Annotated in this window: 20 protein-coding genes; 11 read left to right on the top strand and 9 right to left on the bottom strand. The window is 43.1% G+C overall.

Going from position 1 to position 26,997, the window contains the following annotated elements; all coding sequences use genetic code 11:
- The first annotated feature begins 6 nt into the window (after window positions 1-6).
- Together AAEY78_RS01255 and paeA are read left to right on the top strand one after the other, a co-directional pair.
- Window positions 7-1,698, top strand: coding sequence for an NAD+ synthase (locus AAEY78_RS01255; protein WP_352336610.1), 1,692 nt, complete (start codon window positions 7-9; stop codon window positions 1,696-1,698).
- A gap of 246 nt (window positions 1,699-1,944) precedes the next feature.
- Window positions 1,945-3,216, top strand: coding sequence for a polyamine export protein PaeA (paeA, locus tag AAEY78_RS01250; protein WP_352336609.1), 1,272 nt, complete (start codon window positions 1,945-1,947; stop codon window positions 3,214-3,216).
- A 115-nt stretch (window positions 3,217-3,331) separates the two neighbouring features.
- Here paeA and AAEY78_RS01245 read toward each other — a convergent pair whose 3' ends face one another.
- A complete protein-coding gene (locus tag AAEY78_RS01245; protein ID WP_352336608.1) occupies window positions 3,332-4,030 on the bottom strand; it encodes a YggS family pyridoxal phosphate-dependent enzyme in 699 nt (232 codons plus the stop codon).
- A 454-nt stretch (window positions 4,031-4,484) separates the two neighbouring features.
- Here AAEY78_RS01245 and AAEY78_RS01240 point away from each other — a divergent pair, with 454 nt between their 5' ends.
- Both AAEY78_RS01240 and AAEY78_RS01235 read left to right on the top strand, forming a co-directional pair.
- Window positions 4,485-5,540 carry a type IV pilus twitching motility protein PilT gene (locus tag AAEY78_RS01240; protein WP_352336606.1) on the top strand — a complete coding sequence of 352 codons (1,056 nt, stop codon included), beginning with the start codon at window positions 4,485-4,487 and terminating at the stop codon, window positions 5,538-5,540.
- 130 nt (window positions 5,541-5,670) lie between these two features.
- A complete protein-coding gene (locus AAEY78_RS01235) occupies window positions 5,671-6,792 on the top strand; it encodes a PilT/PilU family type 4a pilus ATPase (protein WP_352336604.1) in 1,122 nt (373 codons plus the stop codon).
- A gap of 155 nt (window positions 6,793-6,947) precedes the next feature.
- Here AAEY78_RS01235 and fur read toward each other — a convergent pair whose 3' ends face one another.
- Window positions 6,948-7,382 carry a ferric iron uptake transcriptional regulator gene (gene fur / locus AAEY78_RS01230; RefSeq protein WP_352336602.1) on the bottom strand — a complete coding sequence of 145 codons (435 nt, stop codon included), beginning with the start codon at window positions 7,380-7,382 and terminating at the stop codon, window positions 6,948-6,950.
- A gap of 321 nt (window positions 7,383-7,703) precedes the next feature.
- Here fur and AAEY78_RS01225 point away from each other — a divergent pair, with 321 nt between their 5' ends.
- Window positions 7,704-8,126 carry an outer membrane protein assembly factor BamE gene (locus AAEY78_RS01225; RefSeq protein WP_352336600.1) on the top strand — a complete coding sequence of 141 codons (423 nt, stop codon included), beginning with the start codon at window positions 7,704-7,706 and terminating at the stop codon, window positions 8,124-8,126.
- A gap of 141 nt (window positions 8,127-8,267) precedes the next feature.
- On the opposite strand, the gene AAEY78_RS01220 is transcribed toward AAEY78_RS01225, so the two are convergent.
- The 4 genes from AAEY78_RS01220 to AAEY78_RS01205 form a co-directional block, all read right to left on the bottom strand.
- Window positions 8,268-8,606 (bottom strand): RnfH family protein, encoded by a 339-nt coding sequence (locus AAEY78_RS01220; protein WP_352336598.1) that lies wholly within the window; start codon window positions 8,604-8,606, stop codon window positions 8,268-8,270.
- Entirely contained in the window at window positions 8,594-9,742 is a 1,149-nt protein-coding gene (locus AAEY78_RS01215; RefSeq protein ID WP_352336597.1) for a hypothetical protein, read from the bottom strand. Before AAEY78_RS01215 ends, AAEY78_RS01220 begins: the two co-directional genes overlap by 13 nt.
- 256 nt (window positions 9,743-9,998) lie before the next feature.
- Window positions 9,999-10,667, bottom strand: coding sequence for a c-type cytochrome (locus AAEY78_RS01210; RefSeq protein WP_352336595.1), 669 nt, complete (start codon window positions 10,665-10,667; stop codon window positions 9,999-10,001).
- 358 nt (window positions 10,668-11,025) lie between these two features.
- Entirely contained in the window at window positions 11,026-11,379 is a 354-nt protein-coding gene (locus AAEY78_RS01205; RefSeq protein ID WP_352336593.1) for a c-type cytochrome, read from the bottom strand.
- Between the two features lie 276 nt (window positions 11,380-11,655).
- Here AAEY78_RS01205 and yihA point away from each other — a divergent pair, with 276 nt between their 5' ends.
- Window positions 11,656-12,462, top strand: coding sequence for a ribosome biogenesis GTP-binding protein YihA/YsxC (gene yihA / locus AAEY78_RS01200; protein ID WP_352336591.1), 807 nt, complete (start codon window positions 11,656-11,658; stop codon window positions 12,460-12,462).
- A gap of 86 nt (window positions 12,463-12,548) precedes the next feature.
- On the opposite strand, the gene AAEY78_RS01195 is transcribed toward yihA, so the two are convergent.
- Both AAEY78_RS01195 and AAEY78_RS01190 read right to left on the bottom strand, forming a co-directional pair.
- Window positions 12,549-13,190, bottom strand: coding sequence for an HAD-IA family hydrolase (locus tag AAEY78_RS01195; protein ID WP_352336824.1), 642 nt, complete (start codon window positions 13,188-13,190; stop codon window positions 12,549-12,551).
- 187 nt (window positions 13,191-13,377) lie between these two features.
- Window positions 13,378-14,391, bottom strand: coding sequence for an RluA family pseudouridine synthase (locus tag AAEY78_RS01190; RefSeq protein ID WP_352336589.1), 1,014 nt, complete (start codon window positions 14,389-14,391; stop codon window positions 13,378-13,380).
- A gap of 1,039 nt (window positions 14,392-15,430) precedes the next feature.
- Between AAEY78_RS01190 and AAEY78_RS01185 the strand changes: the two genes are divergently transcribed.
- On the top strand, window positions 15,431-19,891 hold the full coding sequence (locus AAEY78_RS01185; protein WP_352336587.1) for an Rne/Rng family ribonuclease: 4,461 nt from the start codon (window positions 15,431-15,433) through the stop codon (window positions 19,889-19,891).
- A 157-nt stretch (window positions 19,892-20,048) separates the two neighbouring features.
- Here AAEY78_RS01185 and AAEY78_RS01180 read toward each other — a convergent pair whose 3' ends face one another.
- Entirely contained in the window at window positions 20,049-20,984 is a 936-nt protein-coding gene (locus tag AAEY78_RS01180) for a DUF808 domain-containing protein (protein WP_352336586.1), read from the bottom strand.
- 350 nt (window positions 20,985-21,334) lie between these two features.
- Here AAEY78_RS01180 and AAEY78_RS01175 point away from each other — a divergent pair, with 350 nt between their 5' ends.
- From AAEY78_RS01175 to AAEY78_RS01160, 4 genes are all read left to right on the top strand, one after another.
- Window positions 21,335-22,186, top strand: a complete 852-nt coding sequence (locus AAEY78_RS01175; RefSeq protein ID WP_352336584.1) for a thioredoxin fold domain-containing protein — start codon at window positions 21,335-21,337, stop codon at window positions 22,184-22,186.
- Window positions 22,187-22,663: 477 nt separating this feature from the next.
- The gene (locus tag AAEY78_RS01170; protein ID WP_352336582.1) at window positions 22,664-24,034 is read left to right on the top strand and encodes a homoserine dehydrogenase; all 1,371 of its coding nucleotides are present in this window, start codon (window positions 22,664-22,666) and stop codon (window positions 24,032-24,034) included.
- A gap of 211 nt (window positions 24,035-24,245) precedes the next feature.
- Window positions 24,246-25,427, top strand: a complete 1,182-nt coding sequence (locus AAEY78_RS01165) for a thiolase family protein (protein ID WP_352336822.1) — start codon at window positions 24,246-24,248, stop codon at window positions 25,425-25,427.
- Window positions 25,428-25,969: 542 nt separating this feature from the next.
- Complete coding sequence (locus tag AAEY78_RS01160) at window positions 25,970-26,818, top strand: DUF2382 domain-containing protein (RefSeq protein ID WP_352336580.1); 849 nt, start codon at window positions 25,970-25,972, stop codon at window positions 26,816-26,818.
- Window positions 26,819-26,997 lie beyond the last annotated feature (179 nt).

The raw sequence follows: 26,997 nt of genomic DNA, 5'->3' as shown, positions 1-26,997 counted from the left end.
ATAACAATGTCAAAAGACAATAAAACCGCTAACCCAACCGTAAAGGCTGTGGCAAGTGAAGCCACAGTAACGCCGGATAGCATCACGTTTGCGCTGGCTCAATCGCATTTTTTAGTAGGCGATATCAGCGCCAACGTTGAAAAAATGCGCGCTCTTGCCCTAGAGGCACGCGAGCAAGGTGCGGATGTGATTATCTTTCCAGAGCTTGCGTTACTTGGTTATCCGCCCCAAGATTTGCTACTACGCCCAAGTCTCTCCGGTCGTATCAAAAGCGCCCTGGCGTCGTTAAGCGATATCAATGATATTGTGATGATTATTGGCTATCCGCACGTCGACCATCATGGCACGTTTAACTCTGCTGCCATTTTGCATAATGGTCATCAAAAAGGCTTTTATCATAAGCAGTATCTACCAAATTATGGTGTGTTTGATGAACGTCGTTACTTTGATAAAGGTCGCAATCAAGTTTTATTTGACTATAAAGGCATTACCATCGGTCTGCTTATTTGTGAAGACTTGTGGGAAAAGAACCTTATCGCTGAGCTAAAACAACAAGGCGCTGAGTTGATTGTCTGCTTAAATGCCTCGCCATTTGAAGTCAAAAAACAAGAAACGCGTAAAATAATGTTGGCAAAACGCAGCCGCGATCATAAGCTGCCGATTATTTATGTCAATGCGGTTGGCGGTCAAGATGACTTGGTCTTTGATGGCGGCTCAATGGCAGTTCAAGCCGATGGTAGCGTGGCGCACGAAGCCGCCCGCTTCATGAATCAGCTGATGTTTGCTACTTTAAACGTTAATAACTTGACCTTTAACACGCAAACCAAAGCGCCATTAACCTTGAGCCGTGAGTCAGAGATTTACCAAGCCTTAGTAGTTGGCTTGCGCGATTACGTTAATTATTCAGGATTTACCGGTGTCATTATCGGGCTATCAGGCGGTATTGATTCAGCATTAACCCTATGTATTGCCGTCGATGCGCTGGGCGCTGATAAAGTCTATGCGGTCATGATGCCGTACGAATATACCTCAAAAATCAGCTTAGAAGATGCGCAAGCGCAAGCCCGTCGCCTGAATGTCTCTTACACGGTCTGCCCGATTTTTGATGCGGTTGAAGGTATCCGCCATACCTTAGCGCCTTTATTTAACAAGTCGCCTGCGGACACTACCGAAGAGAATATCCAAGCGCGCGCACGCGGTGTTATCTTAATGGCATTATCCAATAAATTTGGACATTTAGTCTTAACCACAGGCAATAAGTCTGAGTTAGCAGTAGGTTACTCGACTCTTTATGGCGATATGGCAGGTGGTTTTGATGTCTTAAAAGACGTTTATAAAACCCAAGTTTATGATTTAGCCAATTATCGTAATCGCTTAGAGGACACGCCGGTTATCCCTGAGCGCGTCATTACCCGTCCACCATCGGCTGAGCTGCGCGCTGAGCAAACTGACCAAGACAGCTTGCCAGATTATGATGTGCTTGATGGTATCTTAACGCTTTATGTCGATGAAGACTTGGGCTATAAAGATATTATTGACAAAGGTTTTGATGGCGATATGGTCGCCAAAATCATTACGATGGTAGATAATAGCGAATACAAACGCCGTCAAGCGCCTATCGGCACTAAGGTCAGCCAAAAAGCCTTTGGTCGTGAGCGCCGTTATCCGTTGGTCAACAAATGGACGCTAAAAGGCTAATTTCATCTTAGCTGCTTTAGCTCTGTATTACAGACGATAAGCCAGCATGAGACATAGTGTTTATAATATCCAATATTAGCTGGGTGCTTGCCCAGCTTTTTTAGGTTTAGAATATGAGTTTTTTCTAAAAAAATTCCATATTCATTTCATTTTTAACTTACTTCTCTTCTATTATGCTTAGCCTTTTCCATCTTGATCTTCCCTATTATTAACGGTCATTTTGTCCGATTTATATCCGAGTATGTCATGAGTTTGCTAACTGCCAGTCTGTTTATTTTCATATTAATTGCGCTTAGTGCTATTGTGTCCAGCTCCGAGCTGGCACTGGCGTCTTCTCGTAAAATTAAGCTGCAAGTCATGGCAAAAGAGGGCGACGTTCGCGCCTTAGATGTGCTCAATGTGCAGGAGCAACCGGGCAGCTTCATTACTGTGGTACAAGTGGCGCTCAATGCGGTAGCGATTTTAGCCGGTGTCATCGGCGAGTCAGCGGTCAGCCCTTATTTAGAGCGCTTATTTGGTAATGAAACGGTTGGTTCAGTATTATCCTTTATTCTAGTCACCAGCGTTTTTGTGCTATTTGCGGATTTGATGCCCAAGCGCTTGGCAATGTCTAATGCCGAACCTATCGCGGTCAAAATGGTTCGTCCGATGATGTTTTTAATCTTTATCTTTAAGCCGATTATTTGGGTATTTGATGGTGCGGCAAATGCTTTTTTTAAAATGCTTGGGATATCAACTGTACGCCAAGACGATATGACCTCAGAGGATATTTACGCCATGATGGATGCAGGCGCAGAGGCGGGCGTACTAAAAAAACATGAACACCATCTGATTGAAAATATCTTTGAGATGCAAGAGCGTACCGTGACGTCGGTGATGAATCCACGTGAACATATTGTCTATTTTGATAGCCAAACGCCTACTGAACACGTGGTTTCGGTGATGATTAAACAGCCGCACAATAAGTTTTTAATCTGTCATGATGACGACCTAGAGCATATTATTGGTTACGTGGAATCACGCAGCTTTTTGGCGTCGGTACTCGAACAGCAAGAAGTGGGCTTGACCGATAAATCCTTGTTAAAACCGGCGTTATTTATTCCTGATACTTTATCGCTGTTTGAAGTGTTAGAAACGTTCAAATCAACAGGCGCAGACTTTGCAGTGATTGTGAATGAATATGCGCTGGTTGTTGGCGTTATTACCCTAAAAGATGTGATGAGTATCGTGATGGGCGAGCTGGTGACATTGGAGGAGCAGCCTATTGTGCAGCGCACGGATAACTCGTGGCTGATTGATGGGATGACACCCATTGAAGATGTGATTCGGGCGTTGGGGATGGTCAATCTGCCGCACAGTGAGAACTATGAAACCATTAGCGGTTTTATGATGTTTATGCTGCGTAAAATTCCAAAGAAAACCGACAGTATTAAATATGCCGGTTATCATTTTGAGATTTTGGCAACCGATCATCTTAAAATCAATCAGCTGTTGGTGACAAAATTTGATATTGAGTAGTTTGGCATCGAGTAAGGTGTTATTAAGTAGTTTGATATTAAAATACTCAATATTGAACCATAAAATAGCTAACGGCTAATGCTTATGAAAAGGATTAGCCGTTACCCTCCCCCTTTTAACCTCGCGCGCCAAATATCGCTGTACCAACGCGCACCATCGTCGAGCCATTCGCAATGGCATCTACCATATCGTCACTCATACCCATGCTCAGCGTATCCCAAGCACTCAGTTCTGGATGCTGCTGTTTAATGGTGTCAAACAGTTGCTGGGTACGCTTGAAAGCATCAGTATTTTCTTTAGCAGGAATAATCATCAAACCGCGCAGTTGCAAGCGCTCATAGCTTTTAATCGTGTTAATAAGGGTAGATAACTCATCCGGTTGACAACCTGACTTGCTGTCCTCTGCGTCAATATTAACTTGAATCAGCACATTAAGTGGCGACATATCTTCTGGACGCTGCTCGTTTAGACGCTTGGCAATAATATCGCGCTCCACGGTTTGCACCCAATCAAAATGCTCAGCAATATCCCGAGTTTTATTACGCTGAATACTACCAATGTAATGCCACACAATCTCTGCACAATCCGTGTCATCCTTTAATACAGTGATTTTCTCAATTGCTTCTTGCAGATAATTTTCCCCAAAATCATGCTGACCTTGTTTGGCAAGAGTAGCAATCATGGCAGCGGGCTTAGTTTTTGAGACTGCTAGTAATGTCACTTTTTCAGTATCCGCATGTTCTGCCTGCGTACACGCCTGCGCAACTTGCTGGCTTACCGTATTCCAATTATTGATAAGAGATTCAGAACTCATAAATTACTCATTGTTGTCAGTTAAAAGAATAAAATTTAAATGTAGCAAGAAATCAAAGCCACTAGGGCAATAAAAAATTCCAATAGGCAGCGCTATAGCTGTACCCTTACCCATTATTTAATGTACTATTGTCTATTAATAAGAATAAAAAAACGCATAGCTTGTCATTAGTCACCATCATTACATAAGCTATTTTTACATTTAATAGCCCTTATTGATGGTGAAAGCTAAAGAGTATTGTTATTATATTGTTACAATAGCTACGGTCGATTAACAGCCCTTGGTAATTTACGAGAATCAGGCACGTGCATCACCATTATTTATAATAAAACAATATGACCCATTCGATAAGTTACTCACTTTTATTCATAGCTCCTTTGTTATATGTGCTTTTTATATTTTCTGTCTATTTCTATTTCTATTTGTCGCCAGTCACCGCTAGGAATTCTTTACCATGAGCGAAAAAAATAATTTAAGTATTGAAGATTTGCTGCGCTTTACGGTCAAGCATAAAGCATCGGATTTGCATATTTCTGCTGGTATGCCGGCTATGATTCGGGTTGATGGTGAGATGACCCGTATTAATATGCCAGAGATGACCCATCAGGTAGTGCATCAGCTTATTTATGACATTATGAATGATAAGCAGCGCGCAGATTTTGAAGAATTCCTTGAGACTGACTTTTCTTTTGAGATTCCGGGTTTGGCGCGTTTTCGGGTTAACGCCTTTAATCAAAATCGCGGCGCTGGTGCGGTTTTTCGTACTATTCCCTCTAAAGTGTTGACCATGGAAGATTTGGGCATGGGTGAGGTATTCAAGCGAGTCTCAGACTTTAAACGAGGCGTGGTGTTAGTCACCGGTCCAACAGGTTCAGGCAAATCAACGACACTCGCAGCAATGATTGACTATATCAATGAAACCCGCAAAGAGCATATTTTAACCATTGAAGACCCGATTGAATTTGTGCATGAATCTAAAAAAAGTCTAATCAATCAGCGCGAAGTTCACCGTGATACTTTAGGTTTTGAGCCTGCATTACGCTCGGCATTGCGTGAAGATCCAGACGTGATTTTGGTCGGTGAGCTACGAGATCTTGAAACCATTCGCTTGGCATTGACCGCTGCCGAAACTGGTCACTTGGTCTTTGGCACATTGCACACCAGCTCGGCTGCCAAAACCATTGACCGAGTGATTGACGTTTTCCCTGCAGCTGAAAAAGACATGATTCGAGCAATGGTTTCAGAATCGTTACAAGCGGTCATCTCGCAAACCTTATTAAAACGCCAAACCGGTGGTCGAGTGGCTGCGCATGAAATCATGCTCGGTACGCCTGCGATTCGTAACTTAATCCGCGAAAACAAAATCGCCCAAATGTACTCCTCTATCCAAACCGGAGCCGGCGATGGCATGATTACCCTCGATCAAACCCTCAAAAATTTAGTGGCAAAAGGCACAATTAGCAAGGATGTGGCGCGCCCTTACGCCAAACAGCCGGAAGCTTTTATATAAAATAAAGGCATCAATAGTTAGCGGTTTTTGACCCCTGTTTGTGCTTTACGGCAAACGTTAGTCAGACTAACTAATAACAAATACTACTAACCAATATTACTAACCAAAACGCTATGATTGTGGGTACGATATGGATTTCGATAAACTACTGCAACTGATGATTCAAAATAACGGTTCTGACTTATTTATTACCGCAGACGTTGCTCCCTCGATGAAGATAAATGGCAGTATTCGTCCGGTAGGAAAAACACCACTGACGCCTGAAAATACATTAGCACTGGTCAACAGTATAATGAGCAAAAACCAGCAGCAAGAATTTGCTGAAACCAACGAGTGCCAGTTTGCCATTACAGATGCCGCTCAGCAAGCGCGTTTTCGGGTCAGCGCCTTTATGCAGCGCGATATGGCAGGTATGATTCTGCGGAAAATTGAGAATCAAATCCCCACTGTTGAAGAATTGCGCTTGCCCGCCTCATTAAAAGCACTTGCCTTAAAAAAGCGCGGCATTATTTTGTTGGTTGGCGCAACGGGTACGGGCAAATCAACAACGCTTGCCGCGATGATTGGTCATCGCAATCAAAACTCCCAAGGTCATATCATTACTATTGAAGACCCCATTGAATTTGTACATCAGCATCAAGGCTGCATCATCACCCAGCGTGAAGTCGGTATCGACACTTTGACCTTTGAGGCAGGATTAAAAAACACCTTGCGCCAAGCGCCTGACGTTATTTTAATTGGGGAAATTCGCAATCGTGAAGTCATGAGTTATGCCATTCAATATGCTGAAACTGGGCACTTAGTCTTTGCTACCTTGCACGCTAATAATGCCAACCAAGCCATTGACCGTATCATTCACTTTTTTGAATCTGACCGTCATAGCCAGCTGTTTATGGACTTATCCTTAAACCTTCAGGCAATTATTGCGCAGCAGCTTATCCCAACGCCAGATGGCAAAAGTCGCCGTGCCGCCATTGAGATTTTGTTAAACTCGCAACTGATTAGCGACTATATTCGTAAAGGCGAGGTACACGAGATTAAAGACGTCATGACCCGCTCGCGCGATAGTGGCATGCAAACCTTTGATCAGGCGCTATTTGATTTATATGAAAATGGCGAGATTACCTATAATGATGCCATCAGTCATGCCGACTCACCCAATGACTTGCGCTTAAAAATTAAATTACACAGTAAGAACGGAAAGCAAAATCTTGATGCCGGGTCGGAACATTTATCTTTGGATATTACCTAACCTATCTTTTGATTAGCATAACAACCTTACAAAAAAACAGCGCTTATTATCAGCGCTGTTTTTTTATTTGTCTTTTTATCTATCGTACATGATTAACAACGACAAAGAAAAAAGTTGCCAGTCATATTTTACTGGCCCTTTTAATCAGTAAAGTCTTACTTAGCACTATCGCGACACGCTTGATTGTTGCAAATACCGTATAGCACCAGAGAATGTCCTGACAGTTTAAAGCCGTGTTCTGCAGCAACTTTCAACTGCTCACTCTCGATAATATCATTATGGAACTCAATAATAGAGCCGCACACATCACAGACTAAATGGTCATGATGCTTGGCTTGAGCAATCTCAAATACCGACAAATTATTTTCAAAATTATGACGCTCAACGATGCCCGCTTGTTCAAACTGGGTGAGCACTCGGTAAACAGTGGCTAAACCGACATCTTCTCCTTGTTCAATCAGCGCTTTATACACTTCTTCCGCGCTCATATGATGCAGTTCCGCACTTTCAAGCAATTCTAAAATTTTGATACGTGGCAGAGTAACTTTAAGTCCTGCTTTACGTAAATCTTGATTGGTAATAGAAGCCATAATGTATCCTTTGACTGTGACAGTCTTCGCAAATAAAAGTAAATAAAAGGTCATCAATATAGGGGTTATAAGAGCCGCAACGAGCCATTTGCTATAATAATAGGAGGTTCATAAAAATAACGGCAAGCAATAGCTTAGCATTATTTACTCATGTTAGGGTAAGTGCATGAATTTACACCATAAACACAGTATGATAGCCAAGAGGATGCGGTAAATAATGTCGTAAGTGGTAGGCAATTGCAAGTAAATGACGTATCATTTATCAGTGATTGCCGGTAAGACTTGCATTCGCTGCACTTAGCCGCGCCTAACCCATTTCTTATGAGTCATCTTACCATGATAAAGCCGTTAATTTTTCGTACCCTAAATCCTAATTCTAACCCTTTACGCACACTGACGATGAGCGCTGTGCTCGGTATGACAGTTGCTCTGTCGGGCTGCTCTATGCTGAGCGTCTATAAAATCGACTTACCGCAAGGCACACCAATTACCCAAACCGATGCGCAAAAGCTCAAAGTTGGCATGAACCAAAATCAGGTACTGTATATTCTTGGCAGCCCTGCTATCAGAGACACGCTAGCACCGAATCGTTGGGATTATATTTACGACTATAAAGCTGGTACGGAAGGACGTCGCAAAGGGATTGCTGATGTAAAAAATGCCAGCCAGCATTTGATTATTTACTTTGATGCGAATGGTATTGTTACCCGTATTGAAGGTATTGAAACCCTACCTACTGCTTAATCCATATTCATAATAAAAGTTGCTGTATTAAAGATGATCATTTGCATTGGTAATTTAAAAAATGGAAATCTTTAAGCTGGCAATAAAAAAGTGACACCCCTTAGGATGTCACTTTTTTTATGTCTGCATTACCGTTACGCATTATTGATTATATTTGACTTTTTGGGTGCTTTTATTTTTGCGCTGAGACATGGGGTCTGCGCTTAAGCTGCGATATACCTCGATACGATCTAGCGACTGCAGCACATAGCCAAGCGGTTGCTTTTGCGCATAAATGCCCACATGCCAACGCTTAGCGGTCGGTGTATCTAGCTGCGTAACCGCTTCACACCATGTTGCCAACTCAGGAAACTGAATCAGCCACTTTGCTTGTGCCAACGCTTCATATAAAGTTGTACCTGTTGCAACTTGTAAGCTCTGATAATGTTGGCGCTCAGCAGTTTCAGCATACGCCAAATGCACCGTGATTAGCTCAGCCATTGCATCACCCAACCTATCAATGCCAATATCAATGCCAATGGCACGACCAGACGAATCGCAATGCGCCATAAGTTATATAAGCCTTCATTACTAAAGTTTAATGACTTGCGCAAATGACTTATTTTCATACGCCAACCTGCAAAAATCGCCAACAATAACACCGCTATAGTACTGATAATCACCAATATGCCTACCAGCCATGCAGTCGGTAGTGCTATCACCAGCACCAAACCGATCACTAAAGTTATGAGTAAGCTGACTATTAATCCAAACTTATGCGCCAATTGCTGTGCCGCATAATGGAGCAAGTAGCTGGCAACAAATATCACCCCAACCCAATATAGTAGCTGACCAATAGGCGGCAACGCCAAACCACTGATAAATAATGCCACCATCCCAACAACAAGCTGCAATAGCCAAATTGGCAAGACTAATTTGGTCGCGCGATAATTGCTAAGCTGGGCATTCTTTGCCGCACGCACACTGTTAGCATCAAGCTGACTGTCATCCACTGCAGTAATAGCTTGCTTAGTCACCAAATGCTGACCAAACCAGTACAGACCCGTACCTGCGCCAACGCTGACCAATGCCAGCGCTACGGCATGCGCCCATTCACTTAAGCCAATATCTGTCATGGCAAAATTGACTGACGGCACACCGCCTACAACGCCCATGACCAAACCTATGACCATAAGCCCTAAACCAATGGGCAATGGCGCAACCCCAAGCAGGCTAAGTAACACGCTAATCACCATTAAGCCAGCTGCAAGCGCAAAACCTGGGATAGCAGGACTACTGTCTAAAGCCGTTAGCGCTGACAAAATGCCCTCACTGGCACCTGATATCACTAAGGCAGCAATAACGATAGAGACGAGCGCTGCCAACCAGCTAAAACTGCGCCATAAAGGGCTGGCATCGGCCTCACGCGTTAGCTTCTGCATCCCAGCAACAGGTGCTTCAGTACTACGATAAGCCAGCGCTATCTCGGCATAAATGATTGGTAATGACACTAATACCATCGCCAATAACCAGAGTAACCAAAAGTCAATCTCACCAATAGACGCCGGAGCAAACCAGCGAAATAATAATAATGGCAATAATGCTGCCATAAAATAAGAAGCATAGCGGATCATCATAATCTTAATCCAAACGAACAAAAGTGAATATCAGAGAGTCTAAATTAGGGATAATAAAACAGCAATCATGAAATATAAAGTGATTATAAACCATCTTATTTTGACAAGCTTTCTAAGTATAGTTTCATACAAGAATAAGGGCTCAGTAGCAAAGAGTATGGCTATAAAAAAACCCCGAAATCGGGGTTTTTTTAAGATAGCATCGTGCCGTAGTGACTCAAGCAGTGCAAGCTAAGCAGCGCTTTCGTCGCACTAATTAGTGAATCGCACTCACATAATCTGACAAGATACGAATATCACGATCTGACAATCTTGAGGCAACCGTTTGCATCATGCCGACTTCGCCTTCTTTCGCGCCATCATTGACACGCTTTTGATCTTCACTAGCGATGTCATCTTCACGACCTGCGGCACGGAATAATTTGAGCTGGGTTGCAATATATTCAGCATGCTGACCGCCTAAACGCGGGAATGCTGCCCATGTATTACCAGCGCCCTCTGGACCATGACAACCTGCACAGCCAATAACGCCGCGCTTTTTGTCGCCACCCAAGAATATTTTACTCGCTTCTTGCGCGGTTGCTGGATTGCCATAACCCACACCCCAAGGCTTTTGGCTGGCATAATAGCCGGCAACGTTGGCTAAATCTTGCTGCGATAAGTTAGCAACTTGTGATTGCATGATACCGTTTTTGCGGTAACCCGCTTTAAAGTTCACCAATTGCTTATATAGATATTTGACGTTTTGACCGCCCAAATTTGGTTGCGCAGGAACGATACTTACCCCGTCAACACCGTGACAAGCAGCACAAACCGTTTCAGCGATTTGTTTACCTGCATTAAGGTCATATTCAGGAACAGTGATAGCAGCTTGTACGCTGAAACTTGCAACACATAAGCTGGCGGCAGCGATTAACTTTTTCATGGATACAGATCCTACTAACTCGACGGAAGCATTATTTAGAATGATTGTAACTTGGGGAAAATATACAAAAAAAATAGCCAAAACTTACGATGAGCTACCGTATCATTGTCAGAGGTAACCCGTACAGTTAAGAGCTTTATCACAATCTGCCTGAAAGTACTTACTAACATCAGGGTTTATTTGCGATTATTATAGCAAGACTTTATACAATTTGCCTACTTAATCGTAGCATCTAGACGTTTTTCTGTTTACGTTACAGGCTATAAGCTATCTTCGAAAGATAGAAGCTATAAAGATGGGAGTTATAAGTTAGAAATTATAAATTTACAATATACAGGCATGTTAAGAGCCGCACTGTTTACTGACTCATATACTCAATCAACTGACGGTAATCCTCATCTTTACAATCGGCACAAAGTCCACCTGCTGGCATTTGCATCATGCCACTCTTTACGCCATTTACTAACGCCGGCATGCCTTTTTTCTTAATAGTCTCCCATTTCGTCTTATCGCCTTTTTTGGGCGCGTTTAGCGCACCACTATCATGACAGACTGCGCATGAAGCTTTATAAAGCGTGGGCACATCAACCGCAGATGCCGAGCTAATAACTGCCATACTTAGTAGAAAAGCGGAAATAATGCCACGGAATACATTGAATATAGAGCGCGTATCTTTTAGAGATTGAGTAAGAAACTGGATGAGGAAAGACATAAGATATCTCCTATCAGGTGTGCTATTTGCCAGCTACTTTGCTGGCTGCGCATTATAGAGAAACTCGCTAGATATGGTTATATTATACGCTTTATATAAGGTTCTTTTAGCTATCATAACTTGTTTTAATCTGCATTGTCTGTTGACTTACATACCACTGAGAGACTTATATAAGTAATAACGTAATAGTTATTACGATAATTTTTGCTAAGCAGTCCATCAGTTTAGTGTTATGCTGTGTTTATTTTTTAATTTTCGCATGTTAATGAGTCAGTTATGAGTACCCCGTTTAAAGATGTCGCCGCTGAGCATGCGGCTTTTAATACCAAAGCCCGTCAACGTATTCAGCAAACTGAGTTTATGACCTCAGCGCCTACCTTTCGTCTATGTCCTGCTGATATTGGTTTTGAGGTAGCATTTGCTGGTCGCTCGAACGCCGGTAAGTCGTCCGCAATTAATGCCTTGACCAATCAGCGTCAATTGGCACGGTCATCTAAAACGCCTGGGCGCACGCAGATGATCAACTTTTTTAGTATTGGCGATACCGATAGACGCTTAGTGGATTTGCCCGGTTATGGTTATGCTGCCGTGCCACTTGAGATGAAAAAAGAATGGCAAGTGGAGTTAGAAGAATATCTGGTATCACGCTCAAGCCTTGCTGGTTTGGTAATGATGACCGATATTCGCCATCCATTAAAGTTTTTTGATGAGCAAATGCTACATTGGGCAAAAGCAGGAAATCTGCCAGTGCATATTTTGTTAACCAAAGCAGATAAGCTCAAATATGGCGCGTCTAAAAATGCACTGCTCAATACTCGTCAAGCCCTCAAAAAATTAGGCTTAAACTGCACCATCCAGCTTTTTTCAGCGCTTAGAAAAGAAGGGCTGGATGAGTTGGCAGGGGTTATGGGTAACTGGTATCGTTACAAGCTAGATGATGATAAAAATGGCGAACCCGTTCTTGATGAGCAATATGATATTAAAAAGCATCATGTTATTGATAGCGAAATAAATGTTAGTGAAAATGAAAGTACTGAGCAAATCACTGATGAACCAGTAGCTGAATCAAAAGATTCTGAATAACCTTCATCAAGTAAAAGTGTAATAAAAAAGGCTTTATCGGATTAACGATAAAGCCTTTTTTTACTCTAAAAACAAAACTATAAACATTAACCACACAGTAAACTGACTAACTCTTGCGGGGTATCTACCTGATAACTCGGTTGCTCGTCAGCCAGCTCATCACCTGATGCTGTACCATAATTAACTGCAATACTGGTCATACCCAATTTATTTGCCATTTGAATATCATAAATACTGTCACCAATAAATACAGCATTGGCAATGCACTGTTGGGTATGCGCTAAAATATCACTGAGCATTTGCGGGTGCGGCTTCGAGCCGGACTCATCGGCACAGCGCGTCACTTCAAAATAACGCTCACTGTTTGATGCAGCCAGCACTCTATCTAGACCGCGACGTTTTTTACCCGTAGCAACTGCCAATTGCTTACCTGCATTTTGTAAATCTTGTAGCATGGTTTCAATAGGGCTAAAAAAAGGTGTGCGGTGACTTTTAGCAATATAATACTCACTATAGCTTTTTTCAATTGCCAGTTTTTGCACCGAGTTAGCTGCTGGGTACAATATGTCTATACCGGTTAGCAAACTCAATCCAATGATACCTTTAACGGCTTGGTCTGTAGTCTGAAAGCCATGCGCCTCGCCAGCGATATGCATAGATTCGACGATTAAGCCAATCGAATCCATTAAGGTGCCATCCCAATCAAAGATAATCAGCGTTTTGTCCATTAAACCAGAAGTTACAGTTGGGGAAAGCTTTGAATCATTAATGCTTGAGTCGTCACTATTTAAATCGGCAGAAACAAATAATGCACTGTCGCGATCACTTTTTTGCTGACTCATCACTTTACCCTTCTATAAACTTTGTATAACGGACAATGATAACGGCTGACGATGCAAGATTAGGAGAATTAAGCTATACAGTCGGTAGCTCTGTACCTTCTGGTAGTAGAGCGGCGATATCTTCTGGTAATGGCGCGATAATTGGCTCGTAACCCGGAATATCTAAGCGCCACGCATGTAAGCACAGACGATGAACACCAGATTTATCATGGACGTTATACTTATCATCACCCAAGATAGCATGACCGATATGTGCTAAATGCACACGAATTTGGTGCGTACGACCAGTCAGCGGTTTGGCTTCTATCAAGCTTACTGGTTGATCCGCTATGGTAAAACGGCTGTGTACGATGATATTAGTCTGACTTTCTTTGGCTTGTTCATCTTGCTTGTCAACCTTGACACGGCGCTCACCGCTTGCCAACGTATAACGTAATAATGGCGCATCGATAGACTGCTCATTGAGCACAGGCTGACCTTTCGCCAAACATAAATAATGCTTTTGAATGGTTCTGTCGACCAGATGCTGCTGCAACGCTTTTAGTGAAGAGCGTTTTTTAGAGATCATTAATAGACCTGAAGTATCTTTATCAATACGATGAATCAGCTCTAGGTATTTTTTACCTGTCACTTCACGCATGGCTTCGATAACCCCAAAATCCAGACCGCTGCCACCATGTACCGCAATACCCGATGGCTTATTTAGTACTAGCAAACCCTCGTCTTCGTAAACCACACGCTTTAATAAGCTTTTGGCAAACTCAGTACTGATAATTGGCTTTTCACGAGTTGCTAATACCACTGGCGCAATACGCACCACATCTTCACGATGCAATCTATCATGTGCTTTACAGCGTTTATTGTTCACACGAATCTCATCCGAGCGAATCATTTTATAAATATGTGGTTTTGGTAGACCCTTTAAACGATTCAGTAAAAAGTTGTCTAAACGCTGGTCATGTTGATGGCGCGTTACTTCGAGATAGTTGACCTTAGCAAAGTTGCTAATCTCATCGTCAGCGCTTTGCGGACGGGTTTTACTGTTGAAAATAGCAGGAGCTTCAGGGGCAGTTGCGTCGTCAGTCATTTTTGAATTCGTCATTTTTAGGTAGGTATTTACAGAAAGATTTGCTATAGTTTAGCATGTTGAGCGCCAATTGCGCATCGGTTCCGGCAATATTCGTTATTGTCATGACCTGTTACGTACCATCATGACTACAAGCTAGTTACGAGGTACCCGATATGTGCTGCGCGTCTCATGTTAATTTTAGGACAATATGCTTGATAATATAAGGCATGGCGTTCATTAAATGGTAGTAATACCACTCATAATCAGTATGTGACTCTGAGCCTACTTGCTCAGCTAGCAGCTGATACCCGTATACAATTTACTCAGTTAGCGCATGATCACGATTTGCTAGACACATTTTATGAGCAGGCGCAGTTGAGCAAGTGATGATAGTTTGACGTTAAGATTTTACTGCTGCCCACTTATTGGCGGTCAAACAGAATATACATTGAAAGAATCATATCTATTGCATTGATAATCCAATGCTCGATTCTGTTTGCCAAGTACGCCCCGCTGAATAACCGCACAGCGACATACTAACTGACGCTAACACTGATACTAGTGATGTTGAAACGTAACACAAAAAGATAAGAGACAAACCCCTGTTGCCCATGAAGTGTGCTACTAGGAATTTGCCCAAAAACGATAAGCCGATTTTTATATAGATTTACGCCCTATATAAATGCCAATCTGCAAGATATAAACTGTGAGAGACATTCGTTGTAATCATCACCAATAACTGAAGATAGCCTTACACCCTTTTTCAATTATTTTTAGAAGATTTATTGTGCGTAACTCTTAATATTTATAGTCGTTTAGATTGAGCAGTTAAGGTTGATAGAAGGATAATATGCATCAATAGCCATGACTTATTACAATATATGGCACGCATGATGTTTTTTTATCATAATCATTTTAATTTGTCTTTTTATTCACGTTTAATGCCACACACGCCGTTATCAGTTGCTGATGTAGCCATTAGCGCGACTTGCTGCTGCCCTTTTTCTGCTTATTAACACCGTCACATCCTGATTATGCGTACTCATAGGATAACAATATGAAACGCATTTTAATCAACGCCACCCAAAACGAAGAGATTCGTGTCGCCCTTTGTAAAGGCAATCATCTGTACGATTTCGATTTAGAAAACCGTACCCGTGAGCAAAAAAAATCCAACATCTATAAAGGTCATGTCACCCGCGTTGAGCCGTCACTTGAAGCCGTGTTTGTCGAATATGGCTCACAGCGTCAAGGATTTTTGCCGATTCGTGAAATTTCAGCAGAATACTTGAGTGGCAATCCACGCGACGAAAATATCAAAAAGCTGATTAAAGAAGGCGATGAGCTGATTGTTCAGGTTGAAAAAGAAGAGCGTGGTAATAAAGGCGCTGCATTATCAACCTATGTGTCACTTGCTGGTCGTTATTTAGTACTTATGCCAAACAATCCACGTGGCGGCGGTATTTCACGTCAAATATCAGGCAAATTGCGTGAAGATATGAAGCGTATGCTGAGCAATTTGGATTTGCCAAAAGGTATGAGTGTCATTATTCGTACCGCAGGCATTGGCAAAACCCAAGAAGATTTGCAACACGATTTAAACCATTTGTTGAATATCTGGCAAGCTATTCAAGAACAAAATGAGAAATATCCGTCACCGCGTTTGGTACACCAAGAAGCGGGCGTCGTTACCCGTGCGGTACGCGATTATTTACGTGATGATATTGCTGAGATTTGGATTGATAACGAAAATGCTTATGTTGAAGCGGCTGGTTTTATTGATGCAGTCATGCCTACCCAAGCGGACAAATTGCGTAAATACACTGATTATGAGCCAATGTTTGCGCGCTTTAACATTGAAAAACAAATTGAAACTGCCTATCAGCGTGAAGTGCGCTTGCCTTCTGGTGGCTCAATCGTCATTGACCAAACTGAAGCGTTGGTGTCTATTGATATTAACTCCGCTAAGTCTACTAAAGGCTCAGACGTTGCCGAAACCGCTTATCATACCAACTTAGAAGCCGCAGATGAGATTGCTCGTCAACTACGTTTGCGTGATATGGGCGGCTTGATTGTCATTGATTTTATTGACATGAATGACAATAAGCATCAAAAAGAAGTTGAAAAACGTCTGGTTGATGCCACCAAATACGACCGTGCACGGGTTCAGTTTGGCGATATTTCAAAATTTGGCTTGATGGAAATGAGCCGTCAACGCTTGCGTCCCTCATTAGAAGAGTCGACCGGCTATATTTGCCCACGCTGTCATGGTAACGGCATGATTCGTGACTTGCGCTCATTGTCATTATCCATCATGCGCGAGATTGAACAAATTGCCTTAAAAGAACGCCAAGGCGAAGTGCAAGCGGAAGTACCAACTGATATCGCAGCTTTCTTATTAAATGAGAAACGCGATAGCATCGTCTATCTTGAACAAGATAGCGGCACACGCATTACTATTTTACCGCATGCCCATTTAGAGTCGCCTAACTTTAAACTACACTTTAATCGTGATGGCTTTGCCCCTTCAAGTTATGAGCGTATTAGTGACACTCAGCAACAAGAGCATAGCGGTCTAGGCTATGAGGTTGATTGGCAAACGGCTGAAAAAGAGCGCCCTGAACAGCAGCCCACACGCCAGCCACGTAAAGCACCGAACCACAGTCAAAATCACAGTGCTGACAGCAATGCACAAAATGATGGTACACAAAGCACTTCTGGTGCAAGTAATACCAGTAGAAATAACCACGAGCCAGTAAAATCAACCCGCGCCGTGCAAAACGCAACTCAGAACAATGCTGCACAAGGCGCTGCTGGGCAAACTACTGCGCCACAAAGTGCGCCTATTCAAAATACGGCGACACAATACAACACAGCTCAAGTTAATCCTCAAAATGTACAGCCTGCTCCTGTAGCCGCGCAAGTTACTGCCGCGCAGCCGCAAGCCGTCGCTTGGTTATCTAATCTGTTTGCTCAAGCACCACAAGCTCAGATTACAGCCAGTGTCAGCAGCCATGATGCTGCCGAAGCCATTGAAGCGTTAGTTAATAATGGCGCGCAAAGCTTAGGTTCATTTGGACAAGTTAATAATGATGTATTGACCACTGCCCAAGCCGCAACTGTTTCCCCTTCTCATCAAATCGCGAATCGTGAATCAGAGCCAAGCCGCAACTCGCAAACTGCACGCGCTCAAAATGGCAATGCTACTGACGATAACACTGCTAACAATATCAATCATGCTAATGCCGATAGTGATACCAGTGCTGACGAGAGAAGAAGACGCAAACAGCGCAAATCAAGAGCTGCAAAGCCACATCAACGCCGTGAGTCGCGTGATGAGACAGCAACCAATGATGAGCGTCATACAGATAATAAATCTGCAAACGTTAATGTTGCTGTTTCTATTATTGACACGGATACCGACGACAGCCGTACAACGGATAATAAACACGACAAACGCAGCCAAGATAATACACGTGGTCGTAATAACCAACGTCCAAATAGCGCCCGTCAAAATGATGAGAGCCGCGACACTGCTGATGAGGAAGTGCAAGCAGCAACGGAACAGACGCGGAGCAAACGTAAACCGCATAGTCAACGTAGCTCACGCGGTAAGCTTGAACGTGGCGAGACCTTAACCGCTGATCGCAATAATAAGCAGTCGTCGCAACACACCTCAAGTCAAGCCAGCACTAATGGTAAAGATGCAGGTTTGCGCCACCAGAACCCTAATGAAGTCAGCTTACATGTGAACGTTGCGTCGCCTAAGCACAAAGCGCCCGAAGTGGTTCATCTCTCATTAGATGACAGCAAGTCTGCAAAAGTTGCAGCTATGTCCGTTGATAAGCCTGTTGACGAAACGCCAGTACAGCGCGACTTGCCGAAAGCTGACAGCGTAGCACCGATTCCTACAACTCAAGCATCAGCAGCGCAACCTGCAGTTACGGCTGAAAATGTAGTTGAAGAAAAGGTACAAGCGACTGTAGCGGCTGAAACAATCGTGCCAGTAGTAAGCGAAAACGTACAAGCCGAAACTTCTGCTTTGGTTACTGATGAGTCTATGACGGCATCTACGCTCAGTGAAAACACTGGTGACAGTCAAGACGACACAGCACATGACACCACTGAAAATAATCAGTCCATTGTTGATGCTGCCTTGGCAAATGAAAAGGTAGATGAAACTATCATCAAAGCTGACGATCAAGCAATTCAACAGGAAACTCAGCAGACAAGTCAGCACGTAACACCACAAGCCGAGCAACAAGCTGTTGAACCTGCTCAGGTGGTAGCTGCCCCTACTACCACTCCAGTAACTCAAGCAGTTTCTGGTGAAGTAGTAACTAGCAAGACGTCTAAAGCAACTGACAGCGACAGCAAGCCTGATGTTGCTCATGCTGCCAAAGACATTACGGCAAATAAATCGCCAGCGCTACTTGAGCTGACCCATGCAGCATTGTTTGGTAAGCGTTATGTGACGGCTAATAAGTTTGGTCAAGCCAGCAATGACCCACGTGTGGTGCGTCAGCAGGTACAGTCTAAAGACACATTGACAGCACCGACTGCTCAAGTTAAGGCAGAGCAACCGGTAGCAGCGCCTGTCATTCGTGGCACGGTCGGTGACTTTATCCAGTCAATGCTTCCTGATGCTCAAACCCGTCTGCTTAATGACGGAGTAATTCGCAGCTTTATCGAAGCGATTAGCATGCATAATCAGCAGGCGCAGCGTACCGCCGTGGAGGTTCTGCCAAGTAGTAATCAGGCTCAACCAAGTCGTTCGGAGACAATCTTCGACTTTAGCAATTATGGTTACCAGCCGCTCGCAGCGGATTATCTAAGCCGCTTTGAAGCGATGACGCAAGCGGTCAGTCAGTTTGCCGCGGCACAAGGTAAAACCGCAGTTGAGCCACGTCCTATTACTCAACGTGCCAGCAACGATCCACGTGGACAGCATCCTGACTATCAGGTACAAGCGGTCACTTTGCCTATAGAAGCGATAGAAGAACCAACAGAGCCGACAGCGCAGACAGACAGCGCGCTTGCGGACATTACGATTACAGAAAGTGAGCTTGACGTGTCTAATATCGCAGCGGATGCACTGGTTAGTGAATCGCAAGCCGATGACGTGACTGAGCAAAGTGCACAATTGCTACAAGCGGAGCCACTGCGTGCACCTGAGCATGCACCTGCTGATACGCAACCATCTGCAACCGAAGTAGAAGCCGAAGCACAAACAGAAGCAGCTATGGAGTCCGTAAAAGACGACAGCCAAGCGAATAAGTCAAAAACCACCATTGCCAGTTATAAAAATATGATTGAAAATGTGGCAGAGCAACTGTTACCGCAAATGGGCATGTTTAACTTAACCACGCCCAAGGTGCCAAAAGCGCGCAGTCGTAAACCAAAAGCCGAGCATAAAAAACCTGCACAGGTGGATAAAGTAGAGCCAGAAAATACAGACAGCAGTAATAGAGATGCTAATAATATAGATGCAAACACTATGGACAACAGTAACGACTAATTTGTTATTTCATGCTCTGCTATTAACGGCAAAGCCCCAAAGTTGTTAGCAACTTTGGGGCTTTTTTTGGCATAAATACTTAGTTTTAGCAGCTAATACGACAAACATTATCTTAAATATTGAGCTTTTAACCTCTTATTTATATTTTATCCTGATATTAATGAGTAGCAGAAGAATCAGTATCTTTATCACGCATTTTTCCAATTAAAGTTACTATGGCAACCACAGCAGATCCAACCAGCAGACCAACGAAACCATTTAATAACATCGTGGTTAAGCTCTCAAAGATACCTGTTAAATGAGCTAAATCTTCAACGCCATGATGTAAAAATCCAATACCGTGAACCAAGATACCACCACCGACCAAGAACATCGCAAGCGTACCGGCAATCGATAAGAATTTCATTAATTTTGGGGCAAAAGACAATAGAAATGCGCCAATTTTCTGCTGCACAGTGCTAGACTTTTTCATCAGATACAAGCCTAAATCATCCATTTTGACGATGCCAGCCACCAAGCCATATACCCCTACGGTAATCGCTACAGCAATAATAGCAAGGACTAAGCTTTTTTCTAAAAGCGTCGCACCGGCAGCAACAGCAGAACCCAAAGCAATGACAATAATCTCTGCTGAGAGAATAAAATCTGTCCGCACCGCGCCTTTGATTTTATCTTTTTCAAACGCTACTAAGTCAATAGTCTCATCCGCATTGGCACGCAATCGCTCGTTTTGTGCTTCATCATGCGGCAGTAAATGCGGCCAAAATTTATGAATGACTTTTTCAGCCCCTTCATAAGCAAGGTACAAACCGCCACACATCAGCAAAAATGTCACTAGCGGCGGATAAATGGCGCTAATCAACAGCGCTGCTGGCACCAGAATTAACTTATTAATAAAAGAGCCTTTTGCCACTGCCCAAACCACAGGCAGCTCACGATCAGCTTTGACCCCAGTGACTTGCTCAGCATTTAATGCAAGGTCATCACCCAATACCCCAGCGGTTTTTTTGGCGGCAACTTTAGTCATTAACGAGACATCATCCAAAATCACGCTAATGTCATCTAATAATGTTAATAAACTCGCCCCTGCCATATGTGCTCCTTAGCGTCAATTCGCTACTAAAAATAAAATGTGTTAAATGAGATGTTAGTTAAATAGATAAGCAGATAAAGCATTAAATAAATGCGCTATTATCAAAATATTATTACGCTCAATATAAGCAGTAGAGTACCGAGTCAGCGATGCAGATAAAACAGCATAAATGTATCTAAATTATGATTGTTACGCCTTTATTTAGCGAATATTTACCTAAAGTGTACCTAGCCCCTAATGAAGGGCAGTTTTGGCTGTTATTTATAAAAATATGTTAAGATAAGGTTGGCTAATTGCCTTTTTTTATCATGCACATACGATTAGGCGCACCTGCCTATAGGAACGGTTTTATGTCCTTGTTCAGATTTTCTAAAGCTTGTGATTCAACAGCTGTGGTTTCAACTAACCTGCTTTCTCGCAGCCTTTTAACTGCCACATTGGTCGTTGTTGCGGCAGGCTGTACCAATAATGCAGCAGACGCAACTGGCAATGCGAGCGTTGTAAAGAGCAGCCAAGCCACAGCTAGTAAAACGGTTGCCAACAGTGATACAGCAGTGGTCAAAGCACTACAAGAAAACCTAAAAGCCTCAGGTATCGAAGAGCGTATTACCTCGGCTGAAGCGACAGCAATGGATGGTATTTACTGGGTAACTGCTGATGATTTACCGCCATTTTTTACAGACAAATCTGGCAAACATATTATTCAAGGACAAATCATTGCCGTTGGTAATGGAGAACCCGTTGATATCGGTGGCGCATTGGTCGCCCGTACTGCGCAGCAAGCACTCAAAGCAGTTGATAAAAAAGATATGATTATTTACCCAGCCAAAGGGGTCACTAAAGCCGTTGTTTATACTTTTACCGATGCCGATTGCCCTTATTGCACCAAATTGCATGAAGAAATGAACGAGATTAATGCTTTAGGTATTGAAGTACGTTACCTAGCATGGCCACGTAGTGAGCAAAGCGTGCCAAAAACAGAAGCCATTTGGTGCAGTAAAGACCGCGTTGCTGCGATGAATCAAGCCAAATCGGGTGCTAACATAACAGCAGCACGCTGTGACAGTCCGGTGCGAGAGCAGATGGCGCTTGGTGCCCGTTTAGGCGTACGCGGAACACCGGCTATTTTTACCGAATCAGGTGAGCAAGTGGGCGGTTACTTGCCAGCTGCGCAACTGGCGCAAGCAGTTGGCATAAAATAGGTTGATCTATCATCAATAAAACAGGCTAATGATGCGCTGTTATGAGTACTAACATTGAGTTATGCATACTAGCGCTGAACAGTCGTAAACTGTGAGTGATTAACAAGATTACTCGCATTAAATAAAAAAATATAAGCAGCGCTGCAATAAGGTAGACGCTGCCCGCGCTTGACGGTATGATAAGATGATGCAGGACAGCAGAATCTAGCGCAGTAGATAAGGATATTACCCCTTCTATTCATTATTCTCAGTGGCAACATCCCTATATTTGCCTGCTATCTATTCGCTATTATTACTATCAGCTACTCCCATTTAACGTGCTCCTATTTATAGCGCCTTATAAAGCATGCTGTTCGTAACATTAATTTGTCTATTATTATTCATGCCTGTATCACTTCTAGGTATATAACGCATGCGTAGCTATCGATATTTCTTTTTTCTTTTACCCTTTCATCTATTTAATCTCTTGAGGATACTGTGAGTAAATCCATCAAATTAGCGATACTTGGTCTTGGTACTGTTGGTACTGGCGTGATCAATCTCATCAATGACAATTTAGCCGAGCTTAAACGTCGCAGCGGACGCGATATCATCATTACTGAAGTCGGCACGCGCCGTCAACGGGACGATATCGACCCGACTATTACGCAAAATAGTGATTTAATGGCAATTGCTGCCAGCGATAATGTTGATATTGTTATCGAGGTGATTGGCGGCACTACCCTTGCTAAAGACATCATTATTCATGCTATCAAGCATGGCAAGCATGTGGTCACTGCCAATAAAGCATTACTGGCTGAGCATGGCAATGAGATTTTTGCCTTAGCAGAGGCGCATAATGTGCACGTGGCCTATGAAGCGGCGGTTGCTGGTGGTATTCCAATTATTAAAGTCATGCGCGAAGCCTTGGCTGCTAATAAAATCGACTGGCTTGCTGGTATTATTAATGGCACGGGCAACTTTATCATGACGGAGATGCGCGATACTGGTCGCCCGTTTGCTGATGTCTTAGCCGAGGCGCAAGCACTGGGTTATGCTGAAGCCGATCCAACTTTTGATGTCGAAGGCATTGATGCCGCGCACAAACTTGCCCTACTTGCCTCGATTGCCTTCGGTATGCCGCTGCAGTTTGATAAGGTTTATTGTGAAGGGATTACTGAGATTACCCTGCAAGATGTCAATTATGCCGAGCAACTGGGTTATCGTATCAAGCATGTGGGCTTTGCAGTTCGCCGTACCAATGCTGAAGGTGAAGAAGGCATTGAGCTGCGTGTACACCCGACGTTGATTCCGCAAAATGCGCTATTAGCCAATGTCAATGGTGTAAAGAACGCAGTATTGGTGAACTCGCATCCACTTGGTCAGACCCTTTATTATGGTGATGGCGCTGGTGCAGGCGCAACGGCATCCGCAGTCATGGCAGATGTAATGGATTTGGTTCGCGTCTTAGGCTGTGAGCGTTCAGAAAGCAATGCTCAGTCAAATACAGATACATATAGTCAAAAAGGACAAATAGGGCATCATGTACCGCATTTGTCTTTTATGCCTGAGCAACTCTCGAACACGCCGATATTACGTGCTGAGCAAATGATTACCGGCTATTATCTGCGCGTCCATGCCTATGATAATCCTGGCGTTCTCGCTGATATCACTCGTATTTTGAGTGATGCTGGTATTAATATTGATGCGATTTTACAAAAACCGGCGCATAAAGTGGGTCAAGTACCGGTCATTATTTTAACCTTACCTGTGGTTGAAAGTCAGATGAATCTTGCGATTGAGAAAATCCAAAATCTGACGGCGGTTACTGATAAAGTGGTGCGTATTCGCTTGGACGAGTTGGCATAATTGTTGGCGTAATTAGTGTCGTTGCCATAACTGCAATTATTTATGCCAAGCTCTAGTTAATCAGCGAAATGGTTTTCAACCCTACTAGCCGATGACTATTGACTCATAGGTACGCACTATCATGACTATTTTTCATAAAAACTTGTTATAACAGAGAAGAAGCGGACGTTATAGCAAGTTTTACTCAATAAATAAAATAGGATAAATAATGATGTCAAATGACCCCATTGTAATTGTTAATAGTGCGCGTACACCTATGGCTGCCTTTCAAGGGGCATTAAAGGATGTCAGTGCTACCGATTTGGGCGCAGCAGCAATTAAAGCTGCGGTTGCGCGTGCAGGCCTTAGCGTTGATAGTATTGATGAAGTGATTATGGGCTGTGTGCTTACTGCGGGTCTCGGTCAAGGTCCTGCCCGTCAAGCTATGCGTAGTGCTGGACTGCCCGATACCACAGGCGCGGTGACGATTAATAAGCTATGTGGCTCTGGGCTAAAAGCCATTATGCAAGCATGTGACGGTATCAACGCAGACAGCTTTAATATTGCAGTGGCAGGTGGTATGGAATCCATGACCAATGCGCCTTATATCATGCCGGGCGCACGTAGCGGCTATCGCATGGGTCATAAAGAAGTCAAAGACCATATGTTCTTAGATGGTTTAGAAGATGCCGAAACGGGCAAATTAATGGGTCAGTTTGCGCAAGAAATGGCAGATAAAAAAGGCTATACCCGTGAGCAAATGGATGCTTTTGCCATCGAATCGCTCAGTCGCGCTCTAACCGCTATTAATGACGACCATTTCAAAAATGAAATTACTCCAGTCACCTTTACTACCCGTAAAGGCGACACTACCGTTGATACGGATGAAGAACCCGGTCTTGCCAATGCGGAGCGTATCCCGAATTTACGTCCTGCCTTTGCCAAAGACGGTACGATTACTGCCGCTAATGCCAGCTCAATCTCAGATGGTGCGGCAGCTGTCGTATTAATGAAAGCATCGCAAGCATTAGTAGAAGGTTTAGATTATCAAGCACGTATTATCGCTACTGCCTCAAACTCACGCCATCCGAGCGAATTTACCATTGCCCCCATCGGCGCTATCGAGAAAGTATTGGCAAATGCAGGTTGGACAGTTGCTGATGTCGACCTATGGGAAATTAATGAAGCCTTTGCGCTCGTGACCATGGCAGCAATGGATGAGCTTGCTATCGACCATGCAAAGGTCAATATCGAAGGTGGTGCTTGTGCACTTGGTCATCCTGTTGGCTGCTCTGGTACACGTATCGTCGTGACCCTGATAAACTCTTTACAGCGTACAGGCGGTAAAAAAGGCGTTGCCACTCTATGTATCGGTGGCGGTGAAGCAGTCGCTATTGCTATCGAATTGCCATAAACTGCAACCCTCCTGTATCCGACTACTGAGTAGTTAGAATTCATAGCTAAACTACTAACTACTAACTACTAACTACTAACATTAAGGTTCCCAATTTTAATAATCACCGCATTGATAAGCTCAGTGCGGTTTTTTTATGGCTGTAATTATGATTAAAAATATTAAAAGCAGGAAATAATGTCGAGTGTTGTAAAAAAGCGTTAACTTATACGCGTGCGTTGTTATGGCGTTTACAGCCTATTACACGTAATTACGTCAGATGCACACTTTGCTACCTTGCTCATATATCTCCTCAAAAAACTGAGTGTTACGATAATCACAAGTTGAGGCAACAGCGATTAATTAAACAGATAAATTAAATATAATTAATCATTTTTGGTAGTAAAAGAAATTAGAAAAACCAACCTACCATTTATTACTCAACGACAGATTTACAGTTTTTTATAATCAGCGTTAATGTTTAACGCTATTATTTTGAGTTTTACTTTTAACCATTAATAATTAATCGAATAACTATTTATTCATATAAAAAGGATATAACAATGAGCCAATTAGTCCGTTTACAAGACATCCAAGCTACTCACCGCGATCTTATTGGTGATGACTATTATGATCCAACAGGTAAAACTGCTTATGGCGTCGATGAAGACAAAATCGGTAAAATTGAAGGTGCATTAGTAGAAGATACTACTGGTCGCATCCGTTACTTAATCGTTGATGCAGGCGGCTGGTTCAGCTCAAAAGAAGTATTAGTACCAGCAGGTCTGGCTCGTATCGTTGGTGATGACGTGTTCTTTGACAGCTTAACCAAGGCACAAGTTGAAGCCATGGAAGCCTATGACCATGATTATCAGTATAGCTATAAAGAGCAGTATGAAAACGACCGTAAAGCGTTTGTTGCAGATACAGTACCAGTTGCAGAGCGTATGGAAATTCAAGACCACGCTTATAATGCACCAAATACCCTTGAGCTATTAGAAGAGCGTTTGACGGTTAATAAAGACCGTATCGTTGCAGGCTTAGTGAAAGTAGGCAAGCATGTAGTAACCGAAGAGCGCAATGTAGATGTTAATCTTGAAGAAGAGCATGCGCATATCGAACGTACTAATGTAGATCGCCCAACAGATCGCCGTATCGGTGATGTTAATGGCAACGAAACTATTGAAGTTGAACTACAGGCAGAACGTGCACGCGTTAGTAAAGAAACTTATGTCGCTGAAGAAGTCAGCGTCGGTAAAACAACTGAAAGTCATGTTGAAACTATCGTTGAGACTATCCAGCGTGAAGAGTTAGACATCGACCGTGATGGTAACGTTGTTGACCGTGATGGCAACTTGTTTGACCGTGATAACATCACTGCTGAAGATGTACGCCGCGCTCGTGGTATGTAAGACGCTTACTTATTATCGCTTTTATGTTCTTATCTTTAAATGTAGTGAATATACAGGCATTAATAGTCAGCAACTGAGGTTTGATACTCAGTGAATTAAGGCCAGAGCCTGTCTCTGGTCTTTTTTTATTTTTATATCACAAGATAGCAGTTATGGTTTATATCAGTTTTAAAGACTTG

This window comes from Psychrobacter sp. 16-MNA-CIBAN-0192 (genome assembly GCF_040309565.1).
GTDB lineage: Bacteria > Pseudomonadota > Gammaproteobacteria > Pseudomonadales > Moraxellaceae > Psychrobacter.
This window is presented reverse-complemented; position numbering and strand designations above follow the sequence as displayed.

What these genes read in the sequence shown, in the direction of transcription:
- AAEY78_RS01205 (WP_352336593.1), bottom strand. Translation starts at nt 11,379, where the DNA reads ATGTCTTTCCTCATCCAGTTTCTTACTCAATCTCTAAAAGATACGCGC.
- AAEY78_RS01245 (WP_352336608.1), bottom strand. Translation starts at nt 4,030, where the DNA reads ATGAGTTCTGAATCTCTTATCAATAATTGGAATACGGTAAGCCAGCAA.
- AAEY78_RS01180 (WP_352336586.1), bottom strand. Translation starts at nt 20,984, where the DNA reads ATGGCAGGGGCGAGTTTATTAACATTATTAGATGACATTAGCGTGATT.
- AAEY78_RS01255 (WP_352336610.1), top strand. Translation starts at nt 7, where the DNA reads ATGTCAAAAGACAATAAAACCGCTAACCCAACCGTAAAGGCTGTGGCA.
- AAEY78_RS01215 (WP_352336597.1), bottom strand. Translation starts at nt 9,742, where the DNA reads ATGATGATCCGCTATGCTTCTTATTTTATGGCAGCATTATTGCCATTA.
- AAEY78_RS01210 (WP_352336595.1), bottom strand. Translation starts at nt 10,667, where the DNA reads ATGAAAAAGTTAATCGCTGCCGCCAGCTTATGTGTTGCAAGTTTCAGC.
- AAEY78_RS01235 (WP_352336604.1), top strand. Translation starts at nt 5,671, where the DNA reads ATGGATTTCGATAAACTACTGCAACTGATGATTCAAAATAACGGTTCT.
- AAEY78_RS01225 (WP_352336600.1), top strand. Translation starts at nt 7,704, where the DNA reads ATGAGTCATCTTACCATGATAAAGCCGTTAATTTTTCGTACCCTAAAT.
- AAEY78_RS01240 (WP_352336606.1), top strand. Translation starts at nt 4,485, where the DNA reads ATGAGCGAAAAAAATAATTTAAGTATTGAAGATTTGCTGCGCTTTACG.
- paeA (WP_352336609.1), top strand. Translation starts at nt 1,945, where the DNA reads ATGAGTTTGCTAACTGCCAGTCTGTTTATTTTCATATTAATTGCGCTT.
- AAEY78_RS01220 (WP_352336598.1), bottom strand. Translation starts at nt 8,606, where the DNA reads ATGGCTGAGCTAATCACGGTGCATTTGGCGTATGCTGAAACTGCTGAG.
- AAEY78_RS01160 (WP_352336580.1), top strand. Translation starts at nt 25,970, where the DNA reads ATGAGCCAATTAGTCCGTTTACAAGACATCCAAGCTACTCACCGCGAT.
- AAEY78_RS01195 (WP_352336824.1), bottom strand. Translation starts at nt 13,190, where the DNA reads ATGGACAAAACGCTGATTATCTTTGATTGGGATGGCACCTTAATGGAT.
- AAEY78_RS01185 (WP_352336587.1), top strand. Translation starts at nt 15,431, where the DNA reads ATGAAACGCATTTTAATCAACGCCACCCAAAACGAAGAGATTCGTGTC.
- AAEY78_RS01190 (WP_352336589.1), bottom strand. Translation starts at nt 14,391, where the DNA reads ATGACTGACGACGCAACTGCCCCTGAAGCTCCTGCTATTTTCAACAGT.
- AAEY78_RS01175 (WP_352336584.1), top strand. Translation starts at nt 21,335, where the DNA reads ATGTCCTTGTTCAGATTTTCTAAAGCTTGTGATTCAACAGCTGTGGTT.
- AAEY78_RS01165 (WP_352336822.1), top strand. Translation starts at nt 24,246, where the DNA reads ATGTCAAATGACCCCATTGTAATTGTTAATAGTGCGCGTACACCTATG.
- fur (WP_352336602.1), bottom strand. Translation starts at nt 7,382, where the DNA reads ATGGCTTCTATTACCAATCAAGATTTACGTAAAGCAGGACTTAAAGTT.
- yihA (WP_352336591.1), top strand. Translation starts at nt 11,656, where the DNA reads ATGAGTACCCCGTTTAAAGATGTCGCCGCTGAGCATGCGGCTTTTAAT.